This window comes from Streptomyces sp. NPDC031111 (genome assembly GCF_055570675.1).
Map to the genome: position 1 here is coordinate 167,073 of NZ_JBVIGS010000012.1, position 24,023 is coordinate 191,095.

General features: G+C 74.3%; 24 protein-coding genes. 18 read left to right on the forward strand and 6 right to left on the reverse strand.

Translation table 11 applies throughout. The features are described from left to right. Window positions 1-29 precede the first annotated feature (29 nt). Window positions 30-218 (forward strand): hypothetical protein, encoded by a 189-nt coding sequence (locus ACZ470_RS24795; protein WP_468430511.1) that lies wholly within the window; start codon window positions 30-32, stop codon window positions 216-218. 178 nt (window positions 219-396) lie between these two features. Beyond that, window positions 397-2,526, forward strand: coding sequence for a SpoIIE family protein phosphatase (locus ACZ470_RS24800; RefSeq protein ID WP_468430513.1), 2,130 nt, complete (start codon window positions 397-399; stop codon window positions 2,524-2,526). Window positions 2,527-2,541: 15 nt separating this feature from the next. Here the strand turns inward: ACZ470_RS24800 and ACZ470_RS24805 are convergent, their stop codons facing one another. Further along, a complete protein-coding gene (locus tag ACZ470_RS24805; protein ID WP_468430515.1) occupies window positions 2,542-5,142 on the reverse strand; it encodes a SpoIIE family protein phosphatase in 2,601 nt (866 codons plus the stop codon). A gap of 152 nt (window positions 5,143-5,294) precedes the next feature. Here ACZ470_RS24805 and ACZ470_RS24810 point away from each other — a divergent pair, with 152 nt between their 5' ends. Then, complete coding sequence (locus ACZ470_RS24810) at window positions 5,295-5,894, forward strand: AMIN-like domain-containing (lipo)protein (protein ID WP_468430517.1); 600 nt, start codon at window positions 5,295-5,297, stop codon at window positions 5,892-5,894. Between the two features lie 18 nt (window positions 5,895-5,912). Here the strand turns inward: ACZ470_RS24810 and ACZ470_RS24815 are convergent, their stop codons facing one another. Beyond that, window positions 5,913-6,587, reverse strand: coding sequence for a GAF and ANTAR domain-containing protein (locus ACZ470_RS24815; RefSeq protein ID WP_468430730.1), 675 nt, complete (start codon window positions 6,585-6,587; stop codon window positions 5,913-5,915). A gap of 155 nt (window positions 6,588-6,742) precedes the next feature. On the opposite strand from ACZ470_RS24815, the gene ACZ470_RS24820 reads away from it, so the two are divergent. The 6 genes from ACZ470_RS24820 (at window position 6,743) to ACZ470_RS24845 (ending at window position 11,751) form a co-directional block, all read left to right on the forward strand. Then, window positions 6,743-7,009 (forward strand): hypothetical protein, encoded by a 267-nt coding sequence (locus tag ACZ470_RS24820; protein ID WP_468430519.1) that lies wholly within the window; start codon window positions 6,743-6,745, stop codon window positions 7,007-7,009. 104 nt (window positions 7,010-7,113) lie between these two features. Then, window positions 7,114-7,986: an oxygenase MpaB family protein gene (locus ACZ470_RS24825; RefSeq protein ID WP_468430521.1), complete on the forward strand. Its 873-nt coding sequence runs from the start codon at window positions 7,114-7,116 to the stop codon at window positions 7,984-7,986. 215 nt (window positions 7,987-8,201) lie between these two features. Then, on the forward strand, window positions 8,202-8,714 hold the full coding sequence (locus tag ACZ470_RS24830) for an SRPBCC family protein (protein WP_468430523.1): 513 nt from the start codon (window positions 8,202-8,204) through the stop codon (window positions 8,712-8,714). Next, a complete protein-coding gene (locus ACZ470_RS24835; RefSeq protein WP_468430525.1) occupies window positions 8,707-10,356 on the forward strand; it encodes a phytoene desaturase family protein in 1,650 nt (549 codons plus the stop codon). Before ACZ470_RS24830 ends, ACZ470_RS24835 begins: the two co-directional genes overlap by 8 nt. Before the next feature lie 43 nt (window positions 10,357-10,399). Then, a complete protein-coding gene (locus ACZ470_RS24840; RefSeq protein ID WP_468430527.1) occupies window positions 10,400-10,873 on the forward strand; it encodes a hypothetical protein in 474 nt (157 codons plus the stop codon). Beyond that, window positions 10,870-11,751 (forward strand): SDR family oxidoreductase, encoded by an 882-nt coding sequence (locus tag ACZ470_RS24845; RefSeq protein WP_468430529.1) that lies wholly within the window; start codon window positions 10,870-10,872, stop codon window positions 11,749-11,751. Before ACZ470_RS24840 ends, ACZ470_RS24845 begins: the two co-directional genes overlap by 4 nt. 58 nt (window positions 11,752-11,809) lie before the next feature. Here ACZ470_RS24845 and ACZ470_RS24850 read toward each other — a convergent pair whose 3' ends face one another. The 3 genes from ACZ470_RS24850 to ACZ470_RS24860 form a co-directional block, all read right to left on the reverse strand. Further along, entirely contained in the window at window positions 11,810-11,962 is a 153-nt protein-coding gene (locus ACZ470_RS24850; protein WP_361033552.1) for a hypothetical protein, read from the reverse strand. Between the two features lie 94 nt (window positions 11,963-12,056). After that, the gene (locus tag ACZ470_RS24855; RefSeq protein WP_468430530.1) at window positions 12,057-13,121 is read right to left on the reverse strand and encodes a DUF6745 domain-containing protein; all 1,065 of its coding nucleotides are present in this window, start codon (window positions 13,119-13,121) and stop codon (window positions 12,057-12,059) included. A 58-nt stretch (window positions 13,122-13,179) separates the two neighbouring features. After that, a complete protein-coding gene (locus ACZ470_RS24860; RefSeq protein ID WP_030228836.1) occupies window positions 13,180-13,506 on the reverse strand; it encodes a hypothetical protein in 327 nt (108 codons plus the stop codon). 175 nt (window positions 13,507-13,681) lie between these two features. On the opposite strand from ACZ470_RS24860, the gene ACZ470_RS24865 reads away from it, so the two are divergent. From ACZ470_RS24865 to pgm, 8 genes are all read left to right on the forward strand, one after another. Further along, complete coding sequence (locus ACZ470_RS24865) at window positions 13,682-14,638, forward strand: STM4015 family protein (protein WP_468430532.1); 957 nt, start codon at window positions 13,682-13,684, stop codon at window positions 14,636-14,638. Window positions 14,639-14,645: 7 nt separating this feature from the next. Then, on the forward strand, window positions 14,646-15,602 hold the full coding sequence (locus ACZ470_RS24870; protein WP_468430534.1) for an STM4015 family protein: 957 nt from the start codon (window positions 14,646-14,648) through the stop codon (window positions 15,600-15,602). After that, the gene (locus ACZ470_RS24875; RefSeq protein ID WP_468430536.1) at window positions 15,583-16,767 is read left to right on the forward strand and encodes an STM4014 family protein; all 1,185 of its coding nucleotides are present in this window, start codon (window positions 15,583-15,585) and stop codon (window positions 16,765-16,767) included. Before ACZ470_RS24870 ends, ACZ470_RS24875 begins: the two co-directional genes overlap by 20 nt. Window positions 16,768-16,828: 61 nt before the next feature. Then, entirely contained in the window at window positions 16,829-17,647 is an 819-nt protein-coding gene (locus ACZ470_RS24880) for an STM4013/SEN3800 family hydrolase (RefSeq protein WP_468430732.1), read from the forward strand. Then, complete coding sequence (locus tag ACZ470_RS24885) at window positions 17,644-19,023, forward strand: STM4012 family radical SAM protein (protein ID WP_468430538.1); 1,380 nt, start codon at window positions 17,644-17,646, stop codon at window positions 19,021-19,023. Before ACZ470_RS24880 ends, ACZ470_RS24885 begins: the two co-directional genes overlap by 4 nt. Window positions 19,024-19,034: 11 nt before the next feature. Beyond that, on the forward strand, window positions 19,035-19,940 hold the full coding sequence (locus tag ACZ470_RS24890; protein WP_468430540.1) for an STM4011 family radical SAM protein: 906 nt from the start codon (window positions 19,035-19,037) through the stop codon (window positions 19,938-19,940). Then, entirely contained in the window at window positions 19,931-20,365 is a 435-nt protein-coding gene (locus tag ACZ470_RS24895; RefSeq protein WP_468430542.1) for a hypothetical protein, read from the forward strand. The genes ACZ470_RS24890 and ACZ470_RS24895 overlap by 10 nt, the downstream gene beginning before the upstream one ends. A 105-nt stretch (window positions 20,366-20,470) precedes the next feature. Continuing rightward, complete coding sequence (pgm, locus tag ACZ470_RS24900) at window positions 20,471-22,111, forward strand: phosphoglucomutase (alpha-D-glucose-1,6-bisphosphate-dependent) (RefSeq protein ID WP_468430544.1); 1,641 nt, start codon at window positions 20,471-20,473, stop codon at window positions 22,109-22,111. Between the two features lie 56 nt (window positions 22,112-22,167). Here pgm and ACZ470_RS24905 read toward each other — a convergent pair whose 3' ends face one another. Next, complete coding sequence (locus tag ACZ470_RS24905; RefSeq protein ID WP_468430546.1) at window positions 22,168-22,665, reverse strand: hypothetical protein; 498 nt, start codon at window positions 22,663-22,665, stop codon at window positions 22,168-22,170. Between the two features lie 243 nt (window positions 22,666-22,908). On the opposite strand from ACZ470_RS24905, the gene ACZ470_RS24910 reads away from it, so the two are divergent. Continuing rightward, the gene (locus ACZ470_RS24910) at window positions 22,909-23,997 is read left to right on the forward strand and encodes a PP2C family protein-serine/threonine phosphatase (RefSeq protein ID WP_468430548.1); all 1,089 of its coding nucleotides are present in this window, start codon (window positions 22,909-22,911) and stop codon (window positions 23,995-23,997) included. The last annotated feature ends 26 nt before the right edge of the window (window positions 23,998-24,023 follow it).

Here is a 24,023-nt window from a genome sequence, read left to right on the forward strand (position 1 = left end):
CTGTCCGCCGGCCGCAGAGGGGAGTTGCCGTGGACACGAGGACGGTGCGCGAGCGCGAGGACACGGACGCGGCGGCGGTCGCCCGCCACGCCCGCTTCGGACGCCTCCCGGAGCCGGTCCGGGTGGAGGACACGGTCGAGGAGCGCCCGGCCGTCGCGCCGGACCCGGCCCGCAACGCCTACAACCCCGACGAGTGGCTCGTGCGCTACTGCCTGTGAGACCGCCCCGGCGACGCCGGGCCCCGACGCCACGCCCTCGTGTGGGGGGAATGTGCCCGCCGTGTGCGTCAGGTGTGCCGTGCGGGGTAGGAGCGCCGTACGCCTCTGCCGGTGCGGGAGGCGTGTACGTACCCTCTGGCGGGCGGCCGGCCCTCCCGTCACCGGACCGGAGGACACCATGTCCGGGATCGACGAGCCGCTCCTGAGCCACGGATCGCTGGACGACGCCCTGGGGGCGGCGCTCGCCGACACGGTGCGCGGTACGGGCGCCTCGGTCGGGGCGCTCTACCTGTCCGAGGGGACGACCGGCTTCCTGCGCCTGGTGTGGCTGTGCGGCCTGCCGGCCGAGTTCTTCGCCCCGTGGCAGCACCTCAGCCCCGCCAGCCCGCTGCCCGTCGCCGACGCCGTCCGCGACGACCGGCTGGTCTGGATCGGCGGCCACGACGAGATGGCCCGCCGGTACCCCCGCGCCGCCGCCGTGCTGCCCTACCCGTACGCCCTGGCCGCGCTGCCGGTGACCGGGGTGCGGCGCACCTGGGGCGGCCTGGTGCTGATGTGGCCCGCCGACCGCCGGCAGCGGGTCACCGCCCGCGAACGGCACACCATCACCACCAGCGCCCGCCGCTTCGCGCGGATCCTCGACGACTCCGACCAGTCGCCCACCCTGTCCGACCGGACCCGGATCGTCCCGCCGAACGCCGTGACCCGGCCCGCCCAGACCGACCTGGCCGCCTCCGACTACGTGGAACGCCTGCCCGAGGGCGCCGTCTCCCTCGACCTCGAGGGACGGATCACCTTCCTCAGCACCACCGCCGCACGGCTCCTCGGCCGCGGCGCCGAACGGCTCCTCGGCACCCGCCCCTGGGAGGCCCTCGACTGGCTGGACGACCCGGTCTACGAGGACCACTACCGCACGGCGCTGGTCAGCCGCTCGCCCCTCGCGTTCACCGCCCGCCGCCCGCCCGACCAGTGGCTGGTCTTCGAGCTCCACCCGGACACCAGCGGCATCAGCGTCCGCGTCTCCCCGCGCCCCGGGAACCCGGGCGACGACCCCGCCCCCGTCACCCCGCGACGCCCCGCGCCGGCGCCCACCGGGCGCCTGTACCAACTCGTCCACCTCGCCGCCGCGCTCACCGAGACGGTCACCGTGCGGGACCTCGTCGACCTGATCAGCCATCAGATCCTGCCCGCCTTCCAGGCCCAGGGCCTGGTGCTGTCCGCCGCCGAGGCCGGCCGGCTGACGATCACCGGCCATCACGGCTACGCCCCCGACGTCGTGGAGCGCCTGGACGCCCTGAACCTGGACACCGATCTCACGCCCGCCGGTGACATCCTGGCCGCCGGCGCCCCGGCCTTCTTCTCCGACCGGGCCGAGATCGGCGTCCGCTACCCCAAGGCACCGCTCCTGAGCGACAAGCAGGCCTGGGCCTTCCTGCCGCTGGTCATCTCGGGCCGTCCGGTGGGCTGTTGCGTGCTGTCGTACGACCGTCCGCACACCTTCAGCGCCGACGAGCGGGCCGTCCTCACCTCGCTGGCCGGACTGATCGCCCAGGCCCTGGACCGCGCCCGCCTGTACGACACCCAGCACCGCCTGGTCGACGAACTCCAGCGGGCCCTGCTGCCCCGCGCCCTGCCCGCCCTCCCCGGACTCGACGTCGCCGCCCGCTACCTGCCCGCCGGACACGGCCTCGACGTGGGCGGCGACTTCTACGACGTCCTGCGCCTCGACGACACGACCGCCGCCGCCGTCATCGGGGACGTGGAGGGCCACAGCGTCGCCTCCGCCGCCTTCACCGGCCGGGTCCGTACCGCCATCCACGCCCACGCCACCGCCGGCGCGGCCCCCGACGAGGTGCTCGCCTGCACCAACCGGCTGCTGTCGGACCTGGACTCCGGACTGCTGGTGTCCTGCCTCTACGCCCACATCGACCTGGCCCGCCACCGGATCACCCTGTCCAGCGCGGGCCATGTGCCCCCGCTGCTGCGGCACGCGCCCGGCCGCGCCGAGGTGCTGGACGTCGAGCCGGGACCACTGCTCGGCATCGACCTGAGTGCCCGCTACCCGGTGACCACCGTCGACCTGCCCCCGGGCGCCGTCCTCGCCCTCTACACGGACGGCCTGGTGGAGGCCCCCGGCACCGACGCCGCACGGACCACCCGGGACCTCGCCGAACACCTGGCCGACGCCGACGACCCGGACCCGCACCGTCTCGCCGACCGCCTGCTGCACCCGGCCCGCCGGAAGGTCCAGCAGGCCGACGACATCACCGTCCTCCTGCTCCGCGCCACGGGCGCACCACCCGCCTGACGGCGGGGCCCCGGGTCAGCGGCGGCCCCTCCGCCAGTCGTACGCCGTCAGCAGCAGCGCCACGTCGTCCGGGCGGTCCTCGGTCCGGCGGGCCGTTCTGATCAGCTGGTCGGCGAGTTCCTCGACCGACTCGGTACGGCTGCGGGCCAGACAGCGGCGGATCACCTCGATGCCCGACTCGATGTCACCGCCGGGCGTCTCCACGAGCCCGTCCGTGTACAGCGCGAGGACACTGCCGGGCGCCAGGGTGAGCGTCGTGACCGGGTAGACGGCCTCCGGCTGCACCCCGAGCAGCACGCCCCCCGGCAGGTCCAGGGTCTCCGTGTGCCCGTCGGGGTGGCGCAGCAGGGGCGGCGGGTGACCCGCCCGGACGGCCAGGGCCCGTCCGGTGGCCGATTCGAGTTCGACGTAGCAGCAGGTGGCGAAGAGATCCGTCTCCAGCTCGGCCAGCAGCCGGTTGGTGTGGGTGATCACCTCCTGCGGCGGCCGGCCGCTGGCCGCGAAGGCGTGCACCGCGCTGCGCAGCTGCCCCATGACGGCCGCGGCCCCGACGCTGTGCCCCTCGACGTCACCGATGACCAGCGCCACCCCCCGCCCCGTCCTGATCACGTCGTACCAGTCGCCCCCGATGGCCATGCCCTGGGTGCCGGGCAGATAGCGGCCGGTGGTGACCATCCTGTCGATGGCCGGCAGCCGGTGCGGCAGCAGCCCCTCCTGGAGGCCGCGCGCCACGGCGGACTCCGCGTCGTACAGCCGGGCCCGCTCCATCGCCTGCGCGGTCAGACCGCCCAGCGCCGTCAGCGCCGTGCGCTCCTCCGGGGTGAACCGATGGGGTGCGTTCCAGCCGAGGATGCAGGAGCCGACCGGATGCCCGGAGGCGATCAACGGCAGGAACGACCAGGCGTTCATCGGGTCGAGGACGAGCTGGGGGTAGGCGTTGACCAGCGCCTCCGGCGACTCGAAGAAGAGCGGGAGCCGGGTGGTCAGGGCGTGCACACCGGGCAGGTTCGCGTTGAGCGGGACCCCCTCGAAACCCTCGAGGAAGTGCTCCGGGTAGCCGGACTCCCACAGCAGGTACATCCGGCTGTCCCGGATCGTGTACAGGGCGATCTCCTGCGCGCCGAACGCGGGCAGCAGCTGCTCCGCGACGGCCCGGCACACATCCCTGACGGTGACGGCCTCGGTCAGCACACTCGCCATCTGCACGACGTGGTACAGGGCTCCCGCGCGGGCCGTCGCGACCAGCTCGGAGGGAGCCGCCGAGGTGTCCCCGCCGGTCGGCGCCAGGGACCGGCCGGGCTCCGCCCCGGCCGGGGCGCTGGTGCGGAAGACTCGACCGGTCAGCCCGTGCACCCCGGGGTAGAGCACGAACCCCAGCCAGCCGCCGTCCGGGTCGTGCACCAGGTACGACACCGGCTCCTGCGACAGCATGGCCGCCCGGTACCGGTCCTCGTAGGCCGGATCGCGCAGCCAGGTGAGCACCTCCCACGGGTAGTGGCCGAGCATGCGTTCCAGGTCGTAGCCCAGCAGTTCCTGACAGCGGCGGTTGGCGTAGACGACCCGGCCGTCCTGATCCAGGGAGAACACCCCGTCGGGCAGCCGCTCGGCGGCCTCCGCCGCGGTGACGCCGCCTGCCGCGTCGACGAGGGCGCCGACCAGGAGCCGGGAGGCCCCCTCCGCCCGTACGACGTGCCCCCACAGCTCGACCGGCCGGTAGCGGACCTCCCCGCCGGCCTCGGACTCCTCCAGCACCCTGAAGTGCCGGGACCTGACCTGCCCGGTGTCCGCCGCCTCCCGCCGGCTCGCCCGCAGCTCGTACAGGTCGTCGGGGCACACCCGGTCCTCCACCTCCGCCATGGTGCCGCCGAACTTCCCCCGGACGACGCCCAGGAGGGACAGCGCGTCGTCGTCCCCGGACCACCGGTCGCTGTCCAGGTCCCACTCGATCATGCCGACCGACACGGCCCGCGCGGGCGGGGTGGGCAGCCGCACGCTGACCGGCTGGTCGTCGTAGTCGATGCCGTACGCCACGGCCTCCGGGCCCTCCGCTCCGGGCATCCGGCGGGCGAACTCGGTGAGCCGTTCCTCCATGTCTCGTCCCGCGTCGTGCAGCGCCGCACGCACCGCGTCCTCGTCCATCGGCTCCCGGGCCGCCGAACGCAGCACGGCCAGGACGCCCACGGGTTCGCCGTCGACGTGCACCGGGTGGAAGGCGGAGCTGAACGAGTACGGCAGCGCGGCGGTGAACTGCGGGAAGCGCAGCATCGTGGCCCGCTCGTCCGGCAGCCACAGGCTCTCGCTCCTGCGGTACGCCTCGGACATGGGCAGCGCGCCCCCCACGGGCACCCGCCACCAGGAGCTCAGCAGCGACCGCGGGACGCCGGCCACCACGCAGAGCACCAGCGAGCGCCGGTCCCGCGAGCGCAGATACACCAGCCCGCCGTAGCCGCCGATGTCCTGGACCGCCGCGACCACCGGCTCCGCCAGCGCGTCCTCGATCCGGGCCGCCGGATGGGCGGCGGTCCGGATCTCCGCCACACCCGGGCTCTCCTCCGTGCTCCGGCCGAGCACGCCTGCCGGCCGCTCCCCGCGCGATGCGTCGGCTGCGTCATCCATGTCGAGCCTCCCGGTGCGGACGCACGGGACATTCGTTCGCTCTTCACCAGCATGTGCCATCCCGCACGGTCCGGCGCGGCGGAGCCGCAACCTTCCGGTCATCCCGGTCGTCTCACCCGATACCAGAAGGATGTCAGCCCAGGGGGCCGAAAATGCTTCGAACAAGAACAATTCGCACACGCACCGTCTGCGCGACTCTCGTGCTCGTGGGCGCCACGCTGGCCACGGCGACGGTCCCGGCCGTCGCCGCCCCGTCGGCGGCGCCCCGGGCGGCCACGGCGTGCCCGACCGGCTGGGGCAGCCTCCCCAGGACCGACTCCGACAGCACGATCACGCCGGTACGGAACGTCCGGACCGGACGGCACGCCTGCTACGACCGCATGGTCGTCGACGTGCCCGGCGCCGCGCGCAGCGGCCTCGGCTACTCCGTCCGCTACGTCGACCGCCTCCACCAGGACGGATCGGGCCGGCCCGTCCCCGTCGCCGGCGGCGCCGTCCTCGAGGTGCGGGTGGCGGCGCCCTCCTACGCCCCCGAGAGCGGCGAGCCCACCTACCCGGCGCGCGCCGGACGCCCCCTGCCGGGCGTGGACCTGACCGGGTACCGCACCTTCAGGGACGCGCGGTTCGCCGGCAGCTTCGAGGGCGAGACCCAGATCGGGCTCGGGGTACGGGCACGGCTGCCGTTCCGGGTGCTCCAGCTCGACGGCCGGCTCGTGATCGACGTCGCCCACAACTGGACCGGCAGCCGCTGAGCGCCCGCCGTCCGGCGGTCACCGCTCCACGGTGCCCGTGTCGCAGACCCGGCGCGCCACGTCACGCAGTTTGGTGTTGGTGCGCTGGGACCGGGTGCGCAGGATGGCGAAGGCCTGGTCCTCCGTGATCTGGTGGCGGCCCATCAGGATGCCCATCGCCTCGCCGATCAGATGCCGCGTGGCGATGGCCTCCTGCAACTGCGCGTCGGTCTTGGCGGTCGAGAAGGCGACCGCCGCGTGGGACGCCAGCAGCCAGCCCGCCGTCTCACTGTCCTCGGTGAACATCCCCGGCTTGAACGAGTACATGTTGAGGGCCCCCAGCTCCTCCTCCCGCGTGTACAGCAGGAAGCCCATCATGCTGCCCACCCCGAGCTCCCGGCACTGGGGCACGAAGGACGGCCAGCGGCCGGTGTGCTCGGCGGAGTCGGTGAAGTCGGGGATGCGGAAGACCCGTTCGGTGCGGTCGGGCCGGGCCGCGTCGAAGCAGGGCCCCTCCCGCAGGCGCCCCTGGAGGTGGTCGCTGTCGGTCACCAGCTGCTCGGTGGGCGCCAGCGAACTGACCCGGTCCCCCCGCAGGACGAGGATCCCGGAGGCGTCGCAGCCGTCCACGAGTTCCACCGCCGAGGTCGTGATCTGTTCCAGGGTCGCGTCGAGGGTGTGCTCGGCCAGCAGGTCACGGGCCATCGAAGCCATCTGCTGCGCGAAAGCCCGCCAGTCCACGGCCCGCCTCCCTGGTCGACGTCATCGGCCCGTACCGTCCATCGTGGCACGCATGCCCCGCCCGCACCCGTCCATGCCGTGGCCGTGCGCGCGGGCCGATTGTCAGTGGGGGATGCCACCCTGCCGGTATGGACGAACTCGAGTTCATGCGGGGCAGGGTGTACGGGGCGGACCACGACGACCCCGGCCCGCGCGACGGGCGGACGTACGTGGAGCTGGCCGGCGGCCCGTTGGACGGCCTGCTGCTGGACGTCACCGACCACGGCGACACCGAACTCAGGCACGGGGTGGGCCTGCCCACCGAGATAGGCCGCTACGGCGCGGGGGGACGCGCCCTGTACGTACCCCGCGACGCCGACGGCCGGGTGTACGACTGGCGGGGCGACATCCCCTAGGGGTGTCCGCCGGCCACCCGGCGGGGGTATGGGGCGGGGGTACGGGGCAGGTGTAGCCGTAGCGGCCGACCGGTCGGCGTGGGCGCGAGGAGGCGGAGCGAACCATGGGACTGCTGGTGGAGGGCCGCTCGGCGCTGCGCGGCCGGATCGGTCACGCGATCTTCTCCCGGGTGGCCGGACCGGACGGACCGGACAACCGCGCGCGCATCCACGGCACGCCCGGACCGCGCTGGTTCGGCCCCGAGCGGCCGGTCCGGCGGGTGCACGGGGACGCCTCCATGTTCATCGGAGGACTGTCCGCCCTGCTGCTCCAGTCGCTCCACCCGCTGGCCATGGCAGCCGTCGCCGGGCACTCCGGGTTCCGCGGCGACCCCTGGGGGCGCCTCCAGCGGACCAGCACCTTCCTCGCCGTCACCACCTACGGCACCGCCGACAGCGCCCAGCGGGCCGTCGACCGGGTGCGCGCCGTCCACGAGACGGTGCGCGGCACCACCGCCGACGGTGAGGAGTACCGGGCGTCCGACCCCCATCTGCTGTGCTGGGTGCACATCGCCGAGGTCGACAGCTTCCTGCGCGCCCACCAGCGCTACGGCGCCCACCCCCTGGACGAGGAGGGCTGCGACGCGTACGTCGCCGACATGGCGCGCATCGCCGCCGCGCTCGGCGTCCCCGACCCGCCGACCGACCGCGCCGGACTCGCCGAGCGGCTGGCCGCCTACCGCGGTGAACTGCGTGCCACCCCCGAGGCGCGCGCCACCGCCCGCTTCCTGCTGCTCAACCCGCCCGTCCCCCTGCTCGCCCGGCTCCCGTACGGCGTCCTCGCCGCCAATGCCGTCTCCCTCCTCCCACCCTGGGCCTCCCACGAACTGCGCCTGCCCCGCGTCCCCCCGGCCGAGAACATCTGCATACGCCCGCTGGGCACAGCAGTAACCACAGCCATCCGCTGGGCCCTGGCCCCAACCCGCGAACCAACCTGACCCCCGTGATCCGCGGGCAGCCGCCGCCGCATGCCCCGCACTCCGCGGGCAGTCGTGCCGCTGGGGCGGCACGGGTGGGCGCGACGGCACCCCGCCGGCGCCGGGCAGCGCGACCACCCCCCGCCCCACACCAACGCACCTCACCGGTTGACCCGCCCCAGACGGGGCACTCAGTGCTGACCGACACCGCTCGCGCACCCACCCGGGAGGTCGATGTGGCGATCCGTCATCGTCTGATCCAAACGAGCCCGAGGTCCGTCTGGACCGTCCTCGAGGACGGCACCCGCTACGCGGAATGGGTCGTCGGCACGTCATCGTCCGAACCCGTCCACGGCCACTGGCCGCAACTCGGCTCGGCGATCGCCTACGAGGTACGCCTCGGCCCCCTGTCCCTGTCCAACGAGACGGTAGTCCGCCGCTGCGTCCCGGGCGAGGCCCTGGAACTCGAGGCCCAGGCCGGACACCTCGGCACCGCCCGCATCGCCATCGAACTGCGCCCCTGGGGCGACCACTGCCTGGTCATCGTGGACGAACACCCCCTGCGAGGAGCCGGCGGCCTGGTGCACAACGTGGGCGTGGAGGCACTGATCCAGCTTCGCCACCGCGCCATGCTCTCCAGGCTGGCGAAGATCTGCGAGACCGAGGCCGCCGAGGCGGAGCGCCACCGCCCCCTCGGCCAGGTCGCGCCGGCGAACCCGAACCCGAACCAGGGCGGCGCCCGTGCCTGACGCCGTGGTGATCGGGGCCGGCCCCAACGGACTGGTCGCGGCGAACCTGCTCGCCGACGCCGGCTGGAGCGTCGAGGTGCTGGAGGAACAGCCCGTGCCCGGCGGCGCCGTACGCCACGACCGCGACGTCGAGCCCGACTTCGTCAGCGACCTGTGCAGCTCCTTCTACCCGCTCGCCGCCGCCTCCCCGGTCCTCGCCGGCCTCCGCCTGGAGGACCACGGGCTGCGCTGGAGCCACGCCCCGCAGGTCCTCGCCCACCCGCTGACCGACGGCAGGTGCGCGGTGCTCGACCGCCGTCTCGACGTCACCGCCCACTCCCTGGACGCCTTCGCACCCGGCGACGGAGCCGCCTGGCGCCGCCTGCACGACGTGTGGGAGACGCTGCGCCCGGCGCTCCTCGACGCCCTGTTCACCCCCTTCCCGCCGGTCCTGCCCGCGGCCCGGCTGGCCGTCCGGCTGCGCGGCACGGGCGGCCTGCGCATGGCCCGCACCCTGGTCCTGCCGGTCCGCCGGCTGGGGGAGGAGGAGTTCCGCGGCGAGGGAGGAGGGATGCTGCTGGCCGGGAACGCGCTCCACGCCGACCTGGCCCCGGAGGCCGCCGGCAGCGGCGGCTTCGGCTGGCTGATGTCGATGCTCGGACAGACCTACGGCTTCCCCGTGCCGGCCGGCGGCGCCGGGGAGCTCACCCGGGCCCTGGCGCGCCGTCTGGAGACGCGCGGCGGGGTGCTGCGCTGCGGCAGCCGCGTCGACCGGATCCTCGTACGCGGTGGTAGGGCCACCGGGGTGCGCACGGCCGGCGGCGAGACGGTCGCGGCCGGCCGTGCCGTCCTCGCCGACGTGGCCGTGCCCGCGCTGTACGGCGAACTCCTCGCCCCCGAGCACGTTCCCGCCCAGTTGCTGGCCGATCTGCGGCGCTTCCAGTGGGACTTCGCCACGTTCAAGGTCGACTGGGCGCTGGACGGTCCCGTGCCCTGGCGGTGCGAGCAGGCCGCCGGAGCCGGGACCGTCCACCTCGCGGACGGCCTCGACGAACTCACCCGCTTCGCCGCCCAGCTCGCCACGGGCAGCGTCCCCGACCGCCCCTTCTGCCTGTTCGGCCAGATGACGACGTCCGACCCGTCCCGTTCACCGCGCGGTACCGAGTCCGCATGGGCGTACACCCATGTGCCCCACGAGGTCACCGGCGACGCGGGCGGGGAGTCGCTCACCGGCGCCTGGGACGCCGCGGAGGGGGAACGCATGGCCGATCGCGTCGAACGTCAGGTGGAACGCTTCGCGCCCGGCTTCCGGGCCGGGATCCGGGCCCGGCGCGTCCTCGCCCCGCCCACGCTCCAGTTCCACGACCGGAACCTGCGTGGCGGCGCCATCAACGGCGGCACCGCGGCCATGCACCAGCAGCTGTTCTTCCGGCCCCTCCCCGGCACCGGGCGGCCCGAGACCCCCGTCAGGGGCCTGTACCTGGCGTCCGCCGGAGCCCATCCGGGCGGCGGGGTGCACGGGGCGCCGGGCGCCAACGCCGCCCGCGCCGCACTGCGCCGGGTCCTGGCGCCCGGCCTGGCCGGGGCGCAGCGGCTGCTGGCCCGCCGCGACCGCACCGGCCGCAGCCGGCCGGAGCCCGGCGGCCGGGACGGTGGCGGATGAGCGCTGTGCCGGAACCCCATCGACCACGGACGGAGGCGGGACGATGACCGGACGCGACGACGGCCCCGACCTCGCCCACCGGCGCCCCGAGGGCGTCGGCGACGCGACGGTGGAGGCGCTCGGATCCCTGTCGAAGGCGCTGGAGACGACCGAGCGGGCGCGAGGCCACCTCTACAGCTTCCACCAGCTCACCGGCACCGCCGACCTCGAACTCGACCGGGCGGTCGAACTGCTGCACAGGGCCGGTCATCCGGAGTGGGCGGAGACCGTGCGTACCCAGGTGCTGGGCCGCAACGTGATCCCCGGACACTGGACGTTCCAGATCGTCGAGGCCTACGACGCCACCTACTACCAGCCGTTCAAGGAGATCGAACAGGACGCCGTCGAGGAACTCGCCGAGGGCCGTGACCACCTCTACGAGGCCGAGATGAAGGAGGCCCGCCGGACCGTCGGCCACCCCGACCACACCGCCCGCCCCGACTCCGACCCGGCGCCCGGCGAGGGGAACGGCCGATGAGGGACGGTCCGCTGCGCGGCCGCACCGTCGTGATCACGGGTGCCGCTCGCGGGATCGGCGCCGCACTGGCCCGCGACCTCGCCCGGCGCGGCGCGCGCCCGGCGCTGCTCGGCCACGAGCGGGCGGAGCTGGAGGCGGTGGCGGCCGGCCTGCCCGTACCGGCACTGGCCCACGAGGTGGACATCACCGACGAGGCCGCGCTGGAGGACGCCGCGGAGCTGGTCAGAACGCGCCTCGGCCCGCCCTCCGTCGTCGTGGCCAACGCCGGTGTCGCGGACGGCGGCCCGTTCGCCACCTCCGTCCCGGCCCGCTGGCGGCGCGTCGTCGACGTCAACCTGACCGGCAGCGCGGCGACGGCCCGCGCCTTCCTCCCGGACCTGCTGGCGACGCGGGGCTACTACCTCCAGGTCGCCTCGCTGGCCTCGATCGGTGCCGCGCCCATGATGAGCGCGTACTGCGCCTCCAAGGCCGGCGCGGAGGCGTTCGCCCACTGCCTGCGCGCCGAGGTGGCGCACCGGGGTGTGGCCGTCGGACTCGGCTACCTGAACTGGATCGACACGGACATGATCCGCGACGCGGACCGCCATCCCGTACTGCGCGAGCTGCGTGGCCACCTGCCGTCGCCGGTCCGGCGCGTACACCCGGTGGAGCGGGCCGCCGCCCGCCTCGCGACAGCCGTCGAACACCGCAGCACCGCCGTCTACCTCCCCCGCTGGCTCTGTCTCGCCCAAGCGGCACGCGCCGCCCTGCCCCCCGTGGTCCTGCGGGCGACCCGCCGCGCCCTGCCCCGCGTCGAGGCGGACACCCCCCTCGACCAGACGGGCCTCCTGGGCGCCGGCGGCACGGCGGACGACCTCGCCACCCGCACCCCTCGCTGAGACGGCCCGCGGTCGCGCGGCCCGGTCGGTCCCGGGCCGCGCGGCGGAGGGCCGAGGCTCAGCGGTGGCCACCGCCGCGGAGTTTGCCCAGCAGACGCTGGGCCTGCGCCCGGCGCCGGGGGTCGGCCGCGGCGCGCCGCACCTGCTCGGCCGTACGCCGTCCCTGAGGACTCCTGGCGAACTGTTTGATGCGCTCCATCATGCTCGGCATGGGTGCTCCTTTCCGCGGGTCTCCGCTGCGGTGCCCGCCGTACTCCGCCTACCCCCCGCGGGCGGAGTCAGCCCCACGGCCGGACCCGACGCGCTCACGTCTCCTTCAGTGGCTCGTACACCTCGGCCCCCAGCCCGAACGTCCACGCCACTCCCTCCCGGGCCGTCCTGGTCGCGGGCGGCACGCGGAGCCAGTACGTGCGGTGGGTGCCGTCCGGTTCGGGAGTGGAGTTCAGGACCTCGACCATGACGACCGGTTCGTCGCCGTCCAGCTCGACGCGCCACAGCGTGCCCGTGTCGTCCCGGTGCACGGGCTGCGCCCCGGAGTCGGCCAGGTAGCGGTCGTAGCCGTAGTACTCGAGCATCACCCGCCGCAGTTCCGCGTTCTCCTCCTCCCGTATCCGCTCCGGGGTGAGGGTGCGCAGCTCGTCCAGGAAGGCGCGCGTCACCGGCATGCCGCGCCAGGCGCACAGGGCGAAGCCGTCGGGGAACTCCAGGGCCGGCCCCTCGCCGTGGTCGAGCCGGCCGGCCTCGTCCCGGTGCAGCGCCACCGGACGTTCGCACACCACCGCCACCTTCTCGAACGGCCACCACCAGCCGGCACTGCGGCACACCAGGGCCGGCCCGTCGAGCGCGGACCCCTCGGTGTGCAGGGCGGCCAGCCACGGCGCGTCGTGCTGTCCGAGCAGCGCGTCCAGCAGGATCAGCCGTATCTCCGTGCCGGCGGCCGCGTCGTCGGCGGTGAGTTCGTCGAGCACTCCGGCGCGGATCCGGTCGACCAGGGCCTGCGTGGCGTCCCACAGCGCACCACCGGTCACCGACCAGTGCCGGGACCAGCCCACGGCACCCAACTCCGCGTACCTCCGGCCGCGTTCGGCCGCCCACGGCGCGGTGCGCACCGCCTCGCGCACGCTCGCCCCGAAGTCCGTCCCCCGCCGCACCAACGTCACGCCCTCGCGCGGCGATCCGGCCCAGATCACACGCTCCGGCTCCGCCAGTCCGGCACTCCGGTAGGCCAACCGGACACCCTCCTCCGCCGCGGCCCGGTCCGCGGGCACGGCGGCAGCGGCCCACGCGCGCCAGCGCGCCGTCCCGTCCGCCCCGCCCCCGGTGCCCTCCGGCAGCACGGCCGCCGTCCCGCTCTCCCGCGTGATCGTCATCGTCAACGTCCCCTCTGCCCTGCCGTGTCGTCGTGTTCCCGTACCGTCGCCGTGTCCGTCAGTCGGCCACGAGCCGCACCGAACCCGGGACGTACTCCCGCTGCCGGATCACGCGGAACCACCCCTTCGGCAGCGCGATCGCGGCATGCTCCTCGTGGACCACCCGGCCGCCCTCGGGCAGATGCAGCAGGAACGGCCCGTACGGGCCGGGCTCGCGGACGAGTTCACCCCGGCCGACGACCGCGTGCGCGTGACCGGTGACCTCTCCCAGGGCCAGCACCAGCCGGCCCCGGGCGTCGCGCGGCTCCTTGGGCGCGTCCGGGACATGGGACGGCACCGCCTCGTCCGCGACGGGCACGATCAGCACGTCTCCCTGCCGGTACATGACTCTCCCCTCCGCTCCGGCGCACCGTGCTCCGGAGTCCACGCGCAGACAGTACGAGCCGGCACTGACAACGGACCGTCACCAGCCCCGCCGCCGGGCGTTGTCAGTCGCTGTTGGTAGAACTGCTGCACGCATCGCCGCCCTCTTCCCATGCCCGCACGACAGGAGCGCCCGGATGACCTTCGCCAGCCACCTCGATCAGCTCTACGGCCTCCCCGCCTTCGTCTTCCCCGGGCGTGACGAGTCGGCGGAGCTGCCCGAGCCCGACGCCGTGGCCTGGGGGATCGCCGCCCGGGAGTACAGCGAGGTGGAAGGGTGGGTGGAGACCTTCCAGCGCTTCTGCTCCGAGGTCGACACCACACGGGTCCGGGCGCTGATCGTCGGCATCTGGGAGGACGCGTACGACTCCGGCCCCGACCACGTCATCGAGGCGCTGGTGGCCGCGCGTGACCGGCTGCCCGCCCTGCGAGCGGTGTTCCTCGGGGACATCGACAGCGAGCAGTGCGAGATCTCCTGGATCAACCAGACCGACGTCACCCCCCTGCTGGCAGGCTTCCCCGCACTGGAGGAACTCCGCGTGCGCGGAGGCCAGAACCTGGAGTTCCCCGCCGTGCGCCACGACCGGCTGCGGAAGCTGGTCGTGGAGACCGGAGGCCTCCCGGTGGGGGTCGTCCGCGGGGTCGCGGCGAGCGAACTGCCCGCACTGGAACACCTCGACCTGTGGCTCGGCACCTCCTGGTACGGCGCCGACAGCGAGGCCGCCGACCTCGCGCCGATCCTCTCCGGAGCCCGGCTGCCCCGGCTGCGACACCTGGCCCTGCGCAACAGCGAGATCCAGGACGAGATCGCCGCCGCCCTGGCGTCCGCCCCCGTGGTCGCCCGGCTCGAGGTGCTCGACCTGTCCATGGGCACGCTCGGCGACGAAGGCGCCACCGCCCTCCTCGGCGGGCAGCCACTGACCCATCTCAAGAAGCTGGACCTGAACCACAACTACCTGAGCGAGCCGATGAGGCAGCGCCTGCGCGACACGCTCGAACCCGCCGGCGTCGAGCTGGACCTCGACCCGGACGACGCCGACTGGGACAGGGACGACGACGGCACCGTCCACCGCTACGTCTCCGTGGGGGAGTGAGCACGCCGTGGGCTACTACCCCTCGCACCTGACCCACTTCCACGGACTGCCCGTGCGCCACTTCGACGGCGCCGGACACGAGGAGGGCCCCGGCCCGGACCTCCCGGCCCCCGCGTCCGTCGCCTGGCGGCTGGCGGCCGACTGGGAGGTGCCGTTCGAGGACCGGTGGGGCTCGTTCCTGGACCGGGTCCGCACCGACGAGGTCGTGGCCCTCGTCATCGGCGCCTGGTGGCAGGAGTGGGACGAGCACGGCATCAACCCCCTGCTCGACCTGCTGACGGCGGAGGCGCACCGGTTCCCCCGGCTGCGGGCCGTCTTCCTCGGGGACGTCGAGTCCGAGGAGTCGGAGATCTCCTGGATCAAACAGGGCGACGTCGGCCGCGTGCTGCGCGCCTGGCCCGGCCTGTACGAACTCGGGCTGCGCGGCGCCGAGGAGCTGACGATCGAGCCGCTGCGGCACGAGGCGCTGCGCAGACTGCGCGTCGAGTCCGGCGGTCTGCCGCCCGCGCCGGTGCGCGGCCTGGCAGCGTGCGACTTCCCCGCCCTGCACCACCTGGAACTGTGGCTGGGGACCAGCTGGTACGGCGGCGACTGCACCGCCGCCGACGTCGAGGCACTCCTCACCATGCTGGGCCGCGGCACCCGGCTCGCCCATCTGGGCCTGTGCAACAGTGAGATCCAGGACGAGATCGCCGCCGCCGTGGCCGCCGCGCCCGTCGTCGCGGGTCTGGACTCCCTCGACCTGAGCATGGGCACGCTCAGCGACGAAGGGGGTGCCGCGCTGCTCTCGGGGCAGCCGCTGACCCATCTGCGGGCGCTGGACCTCGGGCACCACTACATGAGCGCGGAGATGACCCGTCGCGTGCGCGAGGTGCTGGGACCGCACATCCAGGACCTCGGCCTCACGCCGGCCCGCCGCAGCGAGTACCGCCCGGAGGCGCGTTATGTCGCGGTCGGGGAATGATCCGGGGCAGGCCGAGGCATCCGTGCGCCTCGCCGTCGTGGGCAACCCCGAGAACCGCAGGACGGCCCTCTTCACCGCCGCCGCCCGCGCCGCCGGACTGCCCGCACCGCGCGTCGTGCCGTGGGAGCGGGTCCTGCGCGAGGGCGGAGCCGACTTCGCCCCCGACGAGACCGTCCGGCTCGACTCGCCCGGCGAGAACCCCGACGTCGACCGGCTGCTGAGGGGAGTCGACGACCCCACCCGCGTGGAGGGCTCGGCACGCTGGTACGCGCGGTTCACCGAGGCCGTCGCCGGACTGCGCGGCGGGCTCCGGCTCGACGACGCCGGCGAACTGGCCGTCCTGTTCGACAAACGGCGCTGTCACACCGTCCTCGACGCGGCGGACGTCCCCGTGCCCTGGTCACCCACCTCCGGCCCGGACGCCGTACGGGTCACCGGCTGGGACGACGTACGCACCGTCATGCGCGAGCACCGTATGCCCAGGCTCTTCGTCAAGCTCGCACACGGCTCGTCGGCCTCCGGGGTGCTCGCCGTCGAGGCGTCGGGCAGCGGCCGAGTCCGGGCCACCACCTCCGTCGAACTCACCGAGGACGGCAGGCTGTTCAACTCCCTGAAGGTGCGCCGCTACGAACGGGAGCGGGACATCGCCGCCATCGTGGACGCCCTCGCCCCCGACGGTCTGCACCTCGAGCGCTGGCTGCCCAAGGCCTCCCAGCGGGGCCGCGCCGCCGATCTGCGGGTCGTGGTGGTCGACGGCCGCGCCACCCACGCCGTCGTGCGCACCAGCACCTCGCCGCTGACCAACCTCCATCTGGGCGGCACCCGCGGCGACCTCGACGCGGTGCGCGACGCCGTCGGGACGTCCGGCGGCCGCTGGGCGGACGTCCTCGCCGTGTGCGAGCGCGCGGCGGCCTGCTTCCCGCGCACCCTCTGCGTCGGCGTCGACCTGCTCCCGGCCGTCGGCTGGCGCCGGTTCGCGGTCGGCGAGGCCAACGCCTTCGGCGACCTGCTGCCCCGCCTCACCGGACTGCCCGGCAGCGGAGCGGAGGGCCTGGACACCTACGCGGCCCAGGTCGTGGCCGCCCTGCGCCGCACCGCCGACCCGTCCCACCCGCACCACCAGCACCACCAGCACAGAACGGGAACCACCCATGTCAGCGCCTGAACCGACGCCCGCGCCCCGGGCGCACCCCGCCCAAGGGGCCGCCGCACCGGGCCACCCGGACATGAACGAGATCGTCGGCAGCCACGACATCCTGCTCGTCACCCTCGACACCCTGCGCTTCGACGTCGCCGCCGAACTCGCCGCCGAGGGACGCATCCCCAACCTGGCCCGCCATCTGCCCGACGGCCGCTGGGAGCGCCGGCACGCGCCCGGCAGCTTCACCTACGCCTCCCACCAGGCGATCTTCGCCGGGTTCCTGCCGACACCCGCCGCGCCCGGCCCCCATCCACGCCTGTTCGCGGCCCGCTTCGCCGGCAGCGAGACCACCGCCGAGGGCACCTTCGTCCACGACACCCCCGACCTGGTGTCCGGCCTGGCGGAGGAGGGCTACCGCACCGTGTGCGTCGGCGGGGTCGGCTTCTTCAACAAGCAGGGCCCGCTCGGCTCGGTGCTGCCCGGACTGTTCCAGGAGTCCCACTGGGAACCGGAGTTCGGCGTGGCCTCACCCACCTCGTTCGAGGCCCAGGTCACCCGCGCCGAACAGGTCGTACGCGAACTGCCCCGCGAACAGCGCCTGTTCCTCTTCGTCAACGTGGCCGCACTGCACCAGCCCAACTGGTTCCACCGGCCCGGCGCCACCCGCGAGGACGGCGACACCCGCGCCACCCACGCCGCCGCCCTGGAGTACGTGGACCGGCACATCGGCCGGCTGTTCGCCGCCGTGAGCAGCAGACGCCGCTGCTTCGCCATCGTCTGCTCCGACCACGGCACCGCCTACGGCGACGACGGCTACACCGGCCACCGCATCGGCCACGAGTCCGTGTGGACCGTGCCCTACGCCCACTTCTTCCTGGACCACACCCCCGAGGCCGCCCGATGACCACCGCCACCCGTCACCCCCGGCCCGGCACCGGCCCCTCCGTCCCGGAGAGCCCGTACCAGAGCTACGTCTACGCCTATCCGCACAAGACCGCCTACCGCAGACTCGACGACCGGCCCCGCCTCGACACCCTCTGGGCCGGCGAACCCAAGGACGCCCTCTCCCTCTATCTGCACATCCCGTTCTGCGAGGTCCGCTGCGGCTTCTGCAACCTGTTCACCCGCGTCGGCGCCCCCGACGGCCTCACCGGCGCCTATCTGGACGCCCTGGACCGGCAGGCGACGGCGGTCCGGGAGGCGCTCGGCGAGCGGGCGCCGGTACGGTTCGCCACCGCGGCCTTCGGCGGCGGCACCCCCACCTTCCTCACCGCCGCCGAACTGGAACGGCTGTGCGACATCGCCGAGCACCGCATGGGCGCCGACCTGCGCGCGGTCCCGCTGTCCGTGGAGGCCTCGCCCGCCACGGCCACCACCGACCGCCTCGACGTCCTGGCCGCGCGCGGCACCACCCGCCTCAGCCTCGGCGTGCAGAGCTTCGACGACACCGAGGCCCGCGCCGCCGTACGCCCGCAGCGCCGCGCCGACGTGGAGGCGGCCCTCGGCCGCGTCCGCGACGCCCGCATCCCCGTCCTCAACATCGACCTGATCTACGGCATCGACGGACAGACGGAGCAGACCTGGCTGCGCTCCCTGGACGCCGCCCTCGCCTGGCACCCCGAGGAGCTGTACCTCTACCCCCTCTACATCCGCCCCCTCACCGGACTCGGCCGCCGCGCCGGCGCCCCCGACCCCGCCTGGGACGCGCAGCGGCTGCGCCTGTACCGGCAGGGCCGCGACCACCTCCTCGCCCACGGCTACGAGCAGCGGTCCATGCGCATGTTCCGCCGCGCGGACGCCCCGCCGCAGGGCGCGGACGACTACGCCTGCCAGACCGACGGCATGATCGGTCTCGGCTGCGGTGCCCGCTCGTACACCGCGGGCCTGCACTACTCCTTCGACTACGCCGTCGGCATGCACGAGATCCGCGGCATCGTCGACGACTACGTCTCCCGCCCGGCCGCGGACTTCGCCCACGCCGAGTACGGCCGCCGCATCGACACCGAGGAGGCCCGCCGCCGGCACCTCCTCCAGTCCCTGCTCCAGACGGAGGGCCTGGAAGTCGCCGACTACCGCGCCCGGTTCGGCGGCCGTACCCCGCTGGACGACTTCCCGGCCGAGCTGTCCCGTTTCACCGACCGCGGCTGGCTGGAGGACCCCGGCCCCGGCGCCGCACTCCTGCGCCTCACCCCCGAGGGCCTGGCCCACTCCGACGCCATCGGCCCGGAGCTGTTCTCCCCGGCCGTGCGGGCCGCCATGGCCGCATACGAGCGGAAGTGAGACCCGGCCCGATGGATCTGACCCTCCTCTACCGGGGCCCGCTGGCCTCCTGCGACTACGACTGCCCGTACTGCCCCTTCGCCAAGCGCCGCGACAGCCGTGAGCAGCTCCGCGCGGACCGCGCCTGCCTGGAGCGATTCACCGGCTGGGCCACCGGGCAGACCACCGACCGGCTCTCCCTCCTGTTCACCCCCTGGGGCGAGGGCCTGGTCCGCTCCTGGTACCGGCGCGCCCTGTCCGACCTGTCCCACCAGCCGCACATCCGCCGCGTCGCCATCCAGACCAACCTCAGCTGCCGCACCGACTGGCTCGCCGGCGCCGACCTGGACACCCTCGCCCTGTGGTGCACGTACCACCCCGGCCAGACCCCCTACGACCGCTTCCTGGCCAAGTGCCGTGAACTGCACCGGCTCGGCGTCCGGTTCAGCGTCGGCGTCGTCGGACTGCCCGAGCACCTCGACGCCGCCCGGCGGCTGCGCGCCGACCTGCCCGAGCAGGTGTACCTGTGGGTCAACGCCGCCGAGGGCCACACCTACGACGACGCCGACGCCGCCACCTGGACCGCCCTGGACCCGCTCTTCCCCTACAGCCGCCGCCCCCACGCCAGCGCGGGCCTGCCCTGCCGCACGGGGGAGTCGGTGATCTCGGTCGACGGCGAGGGCACGGTCCGCCGCTGCCACTTCGTCCGCACCCCACTCGGCAACCTCTACGACGGCAGCTACCGCGAGGCCCTGCGACCCCGCCCCTGCCCCCTCACCACCTGCGACTGCCACATCGGCTACGTCCACCTCGAAACGCTTCCCCTGTACGACGTGTTCGCGGGCGGTGTGCTGGAACGGATACCGGCGCCGGCCGGACAGCCGCCCGCGCCACGGACGGGTTTGCCCCTGGAGTCAGCGGCAAGCCGATGTCCATGAGCGAACAGAACAGCAATCCGAACCGGAAGACCACGTCCTCCCGGTCCACCGCCGCCAAGGCCCGGGAGACCGCCGACCGGGCGACCGCCCCCGCCGAGCGGGCGGCCGGCAAGGCGGCCGGCACGGCGAGTGACGCGGCGTCAGCCGCCGCGTCGGGGGCCGAGCGCGCGGCGCAGGCCGCGAGCGGCGCCGCGCAGACCGCGGCCAAGGGGGTCGAGGCGGGCCGCCGCGCGGTCGTCGCCACCTCGGGGCAGGTCGCCGCGGGCGCCAAGACCGCCTGGACCGTCATCGCCAACCGCCGGCTCGCCGCCGCCGGTGCCGCGGCCGGCCTGACCGCGCTGACCGCCGCCTCCTACGCGGTGGGCCGCCGCGCGGGACGCCACACCCACGGCCCCCTCACCCGGATGACCGGCGGCCGGATCTGACACCGGGGCGGCAGGGCGGATCGGGGCCCCACTCGCGCGGTGCGGCCCCGAAGAGGAAAGATGTCTCCGCAAGCGAAGAATCAACCCATGCGGAGGAGTGGGCACATGCAGCACGAGCGAGCGGGCGGCCCGGCCGGCCCCGAGGATCTCGTCGACGTCGCTCGGCTGGTCACGGCGTACTACGCACTGCGCCCCGACCCCGACGACCCGGGGCAGCGCGTCGCCTTCGGGACGTCGGGGCACCGCGGCTCGTCCCTGGTGGCCGCGTTCAACGAGGACCACATCGCCGCGACCAGCCAGGCCATCTGCGAGTACCGCGCCGACCAGGGCACCGACGGCCCGCTCTTCCTCGGCGCCGACACCCACGCGCTGTCCGAGCCCGCCCGGGTCACCGCCCTGGAGGTGTTCGCGGCCAACGGGGTGACGGTGCTCATCGACAGCGCCGACGGCTACACCCCGACCCCCGCCGTCTCGCACGCCATCCTCACCCACAACCGCGGCCGCACCACCGGCCTCGCGGACGGCGTCGTCGTCACGCCGTCCCACAACCCGCCCGCCGACGGCGGGTTCAAGTACAACCCGCCGAGCGGCGGCCCGGCGGGTTCGGACGCGACCGGCTGGATCCAGGACCGGGCCAACGACATCATCCGGGACGGCCTCAAGGACGTCCGCCGCATCCCGTACGCCCGCGCCCTCGCCGCCCCCGGAACGGGCCGTTACGACTTCCTCGGCACCTATGTCGAGGACCTGCCGAGCGTGCTGGACCTGGACGCGATCCGGGCGGCCGGCGTACGGATCGGCGCCGACCCGCTGGGCGGGGCGTCCGTCGCCTACTGGGGCCGGATCGCCGAGCGGCACCGTCTCGACCTCACCGTGGTCAACCCGCTCACCGACCCCACCTGGCGGTTCATGACCCTGGACTGGGACGGCAAAATCCGGATGGACTGCTCCTCGCCGCACGCCATGGCGTCCCTCATCGGGCAGCGCGACCGCTTCGACATCGCCACCGGCAACGACGCGGACGCCGACCGGCACGGCATCGTCACCCCGGACGCCGGGCTGATGAACCCCAACCACTACCTCGCCACGGCGATCGGCTACCTCTACGCCCACCGCGACCGGTGGCCGGCCGGAGCGGGCGTCGGCAAGACCCTGGTGTCCTCCGCGATGATCGACCGGGTCGCCGCCGATCTGAAGCGCGAACTGGTCGAGGTCCCCGTCGGGTTCAAGTGGTTCGTGGACGGACTGGCCGGCGGCACCATCGGCTTCGGCGGCGAGGAGTCGGCCGGGGCGTCCTTCCTGCGCCGGGACGGCTCGGTGTGGACCACCGACAAGGACGGCATCATCCTGGCGCTGCTCGCGTCCGAGATCACGGCGGTCACCGGGAAGACGCCCTCCGCGCACTACGCCGCCCTCACCTCCCGCTTCGGCGAGCCTGCCTACGAGCGGATCGACGCCCCGGCGACCCGTGAGGAGAAGGCCCGTCTGGCGAAGCTGTCCCCCGCCCAGGTCACCGCGGACACCCTCGCCGGGGAGGCGGTCACCGCGGTGCTCACCGAGGCACCGGGCAACGGCGCCTCCATCGGGGGCATCAAGGTCACCACGGACAGCGCCTGGTTCGCCGCGCGTCCCTCGGGCACCGAGGACGTGTACAAGATCTACGCCGAGTCCTTCCAGGGACCCGACCACCTCCGCCGTGTGCAGGAGGAGGCCAAGGCCGTGGTCCTCGCGGCACTGAGCGACTGAACCGCGCCCCGCACGGGGAACGTCCCCGGTCACCTTCCGTGGTGGCCGGGGGCGCCTCAACCGGCCTGGACGGCGGGGGCGGACGGCGACGGGGAGATGGGCCCGGCCGGCCCGGACGTCGCCGTGGGCAGGTCCGCGGGAGCCTCCTCCGACTGCTGGAGAACGGTGTCGCCGGGCGCCTCCTCGGGTGTCCCCGCACCGGTGGACAGCTGTGACCACGCGCCCAGCGCCAGGGCGATCGCGGCGGCCGTGCCGACCACCCGGCCGACTCGGCGCACCCTGGCGCGCCGGTCCAGATCCCGCCAGGACGGGCCATCCCACGGGTCGTCCGGACGCCACAGATCGCCGACCGCCTCGATGCCGGCGTCCTCCCGGGGCGTGCCGCCGTCGCCGCGCGGCCGTGTCCGCTGCGCCGCTGACGGCTCCTTGGGAGCGGTGGCCCGGATGGCGCGCTCGTTGTCGGTGAGGAACCGCTGCCAGACGTCCTCGGGCAGCGAGGGCGTACCGTCCCGCTCCTCCGGCGTTCCGCCGTCGTCCGGCCTCTGCGCGGTCACGTCCGTTCATTCCCTTCGAGGATCCCGCAAGGATCATGGCACAGCCTGAAATCGCCACAACAGCGGCCCGCGCGCCGAACACACGACTGAAACACGGGACGGCCCGCGAGTGGACTCGATCGGATAAAGGTCCGCGGCGGGGCTCATGACGCGGGCCGACCTTTGCATAGTCTAAAGGTGGGGGAGGGGCGTCTGCGGAGGAATCGGGCGGCTCTCCGTGCCTCGACACCGCTGGAGCAGGAGATGACCGAAGATAAGCCGCCGTCGGCCCAGCGGGCGCTGTTCTGGATGCCGGTCGTGGTGATGGCGGTGATCGCGGTCGCCGACGTCGTGGCCGGCCCGGGAGTCGGACTGCTGCCGCTGGTGTCGCTGGGGCCCGCCTTCGCCGGTCTGGTCGGCGGCTGGCGCCGCACGGCGGTGATCGGCGCGCTGGCGCTGCTGCTCTGCGTCGGACTGGGCCTGTACAACGAGCAGTTCCCGGCGCGTCGCGGCTACACCGCCATGGCGTCGGTCGCCGGAGTCACCGGTGTCGGCATCGCCGCCGCGGTGATGCGCTCGCGCCGGGAGGCGGAACTGGCCAGCGTGCGGTCGATCGCCGAGGTCGCCCAGCGGGTGCTGCTGCGTCCGGTGCCGCTGACCGCGGGTCCGGTGCAGGTGGCGGTGTCGTACACGTCCGCCGTCGCCGAGGCCCGGATCGGCGGGGACCTGTACGAGGTGGTCGCCTCGCCGCACGGCGTCCGCGTCATCCTGGGCGATGTGCAGGGCAAGGGCCTGGCCGCGGTGGAGACGGCCGCCGTGGTCCTGGGCGCCTTCCGGGAGGCCGCCTACGACGAGCCGGACCTCGTCGGGCTGGGCGAGCGGGTGGAACGCAGCGTGGCCCGGGACCTGGAGGGCGAGCGCTTCGTCACCGCGATCCTCGCGGAGATCGGCGCCGGCCACGAGGTCGTCCTCCTCAACTACGGCCATCCGGCGCCGATGCTCGTGCGCCGCGACGGCAGCACCGATTTCCCGGAACCCCCGGCGTTCGCGCTGCCGCTGGGCCTGTCCGGGCACGGCGCGGAGGGGCCGGAGCCCTTCCGGGTGGCGTTCGCCCCGGGCGAGCAACTGCTGCTCTACACCGACGGCGTCACCGAGGCCCGCGACCGGGACGGGCGCTTCTACCCGCTGGACGAACGCACCCACCTGCTGAAGGAACCCGACGCGCACCGCGCCCTGGAGGCCCTGCGCGAGGACCTGGTGCAGCATGCCGGAGGGCCGCCCGGTGACGACGCCGCGATGCTCCTGCTGCGCTACCACCGGCACCAGGACGCGGAGCCCGCACCCACCGGGTGAGGGGGCGACGGCCCCCGCGAGGTACA

Excerpts from the sequence above, each read along its gene's own strand:
- ACZ470_RS24800 (WP_468430513.1), top strand. The coding sequence starts at position 397 with ATGTCCGGGATCGACGAGCCGCTCCTGAGCCACGGATCGCTGGACGAC.
- ACZ470_RS24865 (WP_468430532.1), top strand. The coding sequence starts at position 13,682 with ATGACCTTCGCCAGCCACCTCGATCAGCTCTACGGCCTCCCCGCCTTC.
- ACZ470_RS24805 (WP_468430515.1), bottom strand. The coding sequence starts at position 5,142 with ATGGATGACGCAGCCGACGCATCGCGCGGGGAGCGGCCGGCAGGCGTG.
- ACZ470_RS24815 (WP_468430730.1), bottom strand. The coding sequence starts at position 6,587 with ATGGCTTCGATGGCCCGTGACCTGCTGGCCGAGCACACCCTCGACGCG.
- ACZ470_RS24850 (WP_361033552.1), bottom strand. The coding sequence starts at position 11,962 with ATGCCGAGCATGATGGAGCGCATCAAACAGTTCGCCAGGAGTCCTCAG.
- ACZ470_RS24845 (WP_468430529.1), top strand. The coding sequence starts at position 10,870 with ATGAGGGACGGTCCGCTGCGCGGCCGCACCGTCGTGATCACGGGTGCC.
- ACZ470_RS24875 (WP_468430536.1), top strand. The coding sequence starts at position 15,583 with ATGTCGCGGTCGGGGAATGATCCGGGGCAGGCCGAGGCATCCGTGCGC.
- ACZ470_RS24860 (WP_030228836.1), bottom strand. The coding sequence starts at position 13,506 with ATGTACCGGCAGGGAGACGTGCTGATCGTGCCCGTCGCGGACGAGGCG.
- ACZ470_RS24885 (WP_468430538.1), top strand. The coding sequence starts at position 17,644 with ATGACCACCGCCACCCGTCACCCCCGGCCCGGCACCGGCCCCTCCGTC.
- ACZ470_RS24825 (WP_468430521.1), top strand. The coding sequence starts at position 7,114 with ATGGGACTGCTGGTGGAGGGCCGCTCGGCGCTGCGCGGCCGGATCGGT.
- ACZ470_RS24820 (WP_468430519.1), top strand. The coding sequence starts at position 6,743 with ATGGACGAACTCGAGTTCATGCGGGGCAGGGTGTACGGGGCGGACCAC.
- pgm (WP_468430544.1), top strand. The coding sequence starts at position 20,471 with ATGCAGCACGAGCGAGCGGGCGGCCCGGCCGGCCCCGAGGATCTCGTC.
- ACZ470_RS24880 (WP_468430732.1), top strand. The coding sequence starts at position 16,829 with ATGAACGAGATCGTCGGCAGCCACGACATCCTGCTCGTCACCCTCGAC.
- ACZ470_RS24855 (WP_468430530.1), bottom strand. The coding sequence starts at position 13,121 with ATGACGATCACGCGGGAGAGCGGGACGGCGGCCGTGCTGCCGGAGGGC.
- ACZ470_RS24810 (WP_468430517.1), top strand. The coding sequence starts at position 5,295 with ATGCTTCGAACAAGAACAATTCGCACACGCACCGTCTGCGCGACTCTC.
- ACZ470_RS24840 (WP_468430527.1), top strand. The coding sequence starts at position 10,400 with ATGACCGGACGCGACGACGGCCCCGACCTCGCCCACCGGCGCCCCGAG.
- ACZ470_RS24910 (WP_468430548.1), top strand. The coding sequence starts at position 22,909 with ATGACCGAAGATAAGCCGCCGTCGGCCCAGCGGGCGCTGTTCTGGATG.
- ACZ470_RS24895 (WP_468430542.1), top strand. The coding sequence starts at position 19,931 with ATGTCCATGAGCGAACAGAACAGCAATCCGAACCGGAAGACCACGTCC.
- ACZ470_RS24890 (WP_468430540.1), top strand. The coding sequence starts at position 19,035 with ATGGATCTGACCCTCCTCTACCGGGGCCCGCTGGCCTCCTGCGACTAC.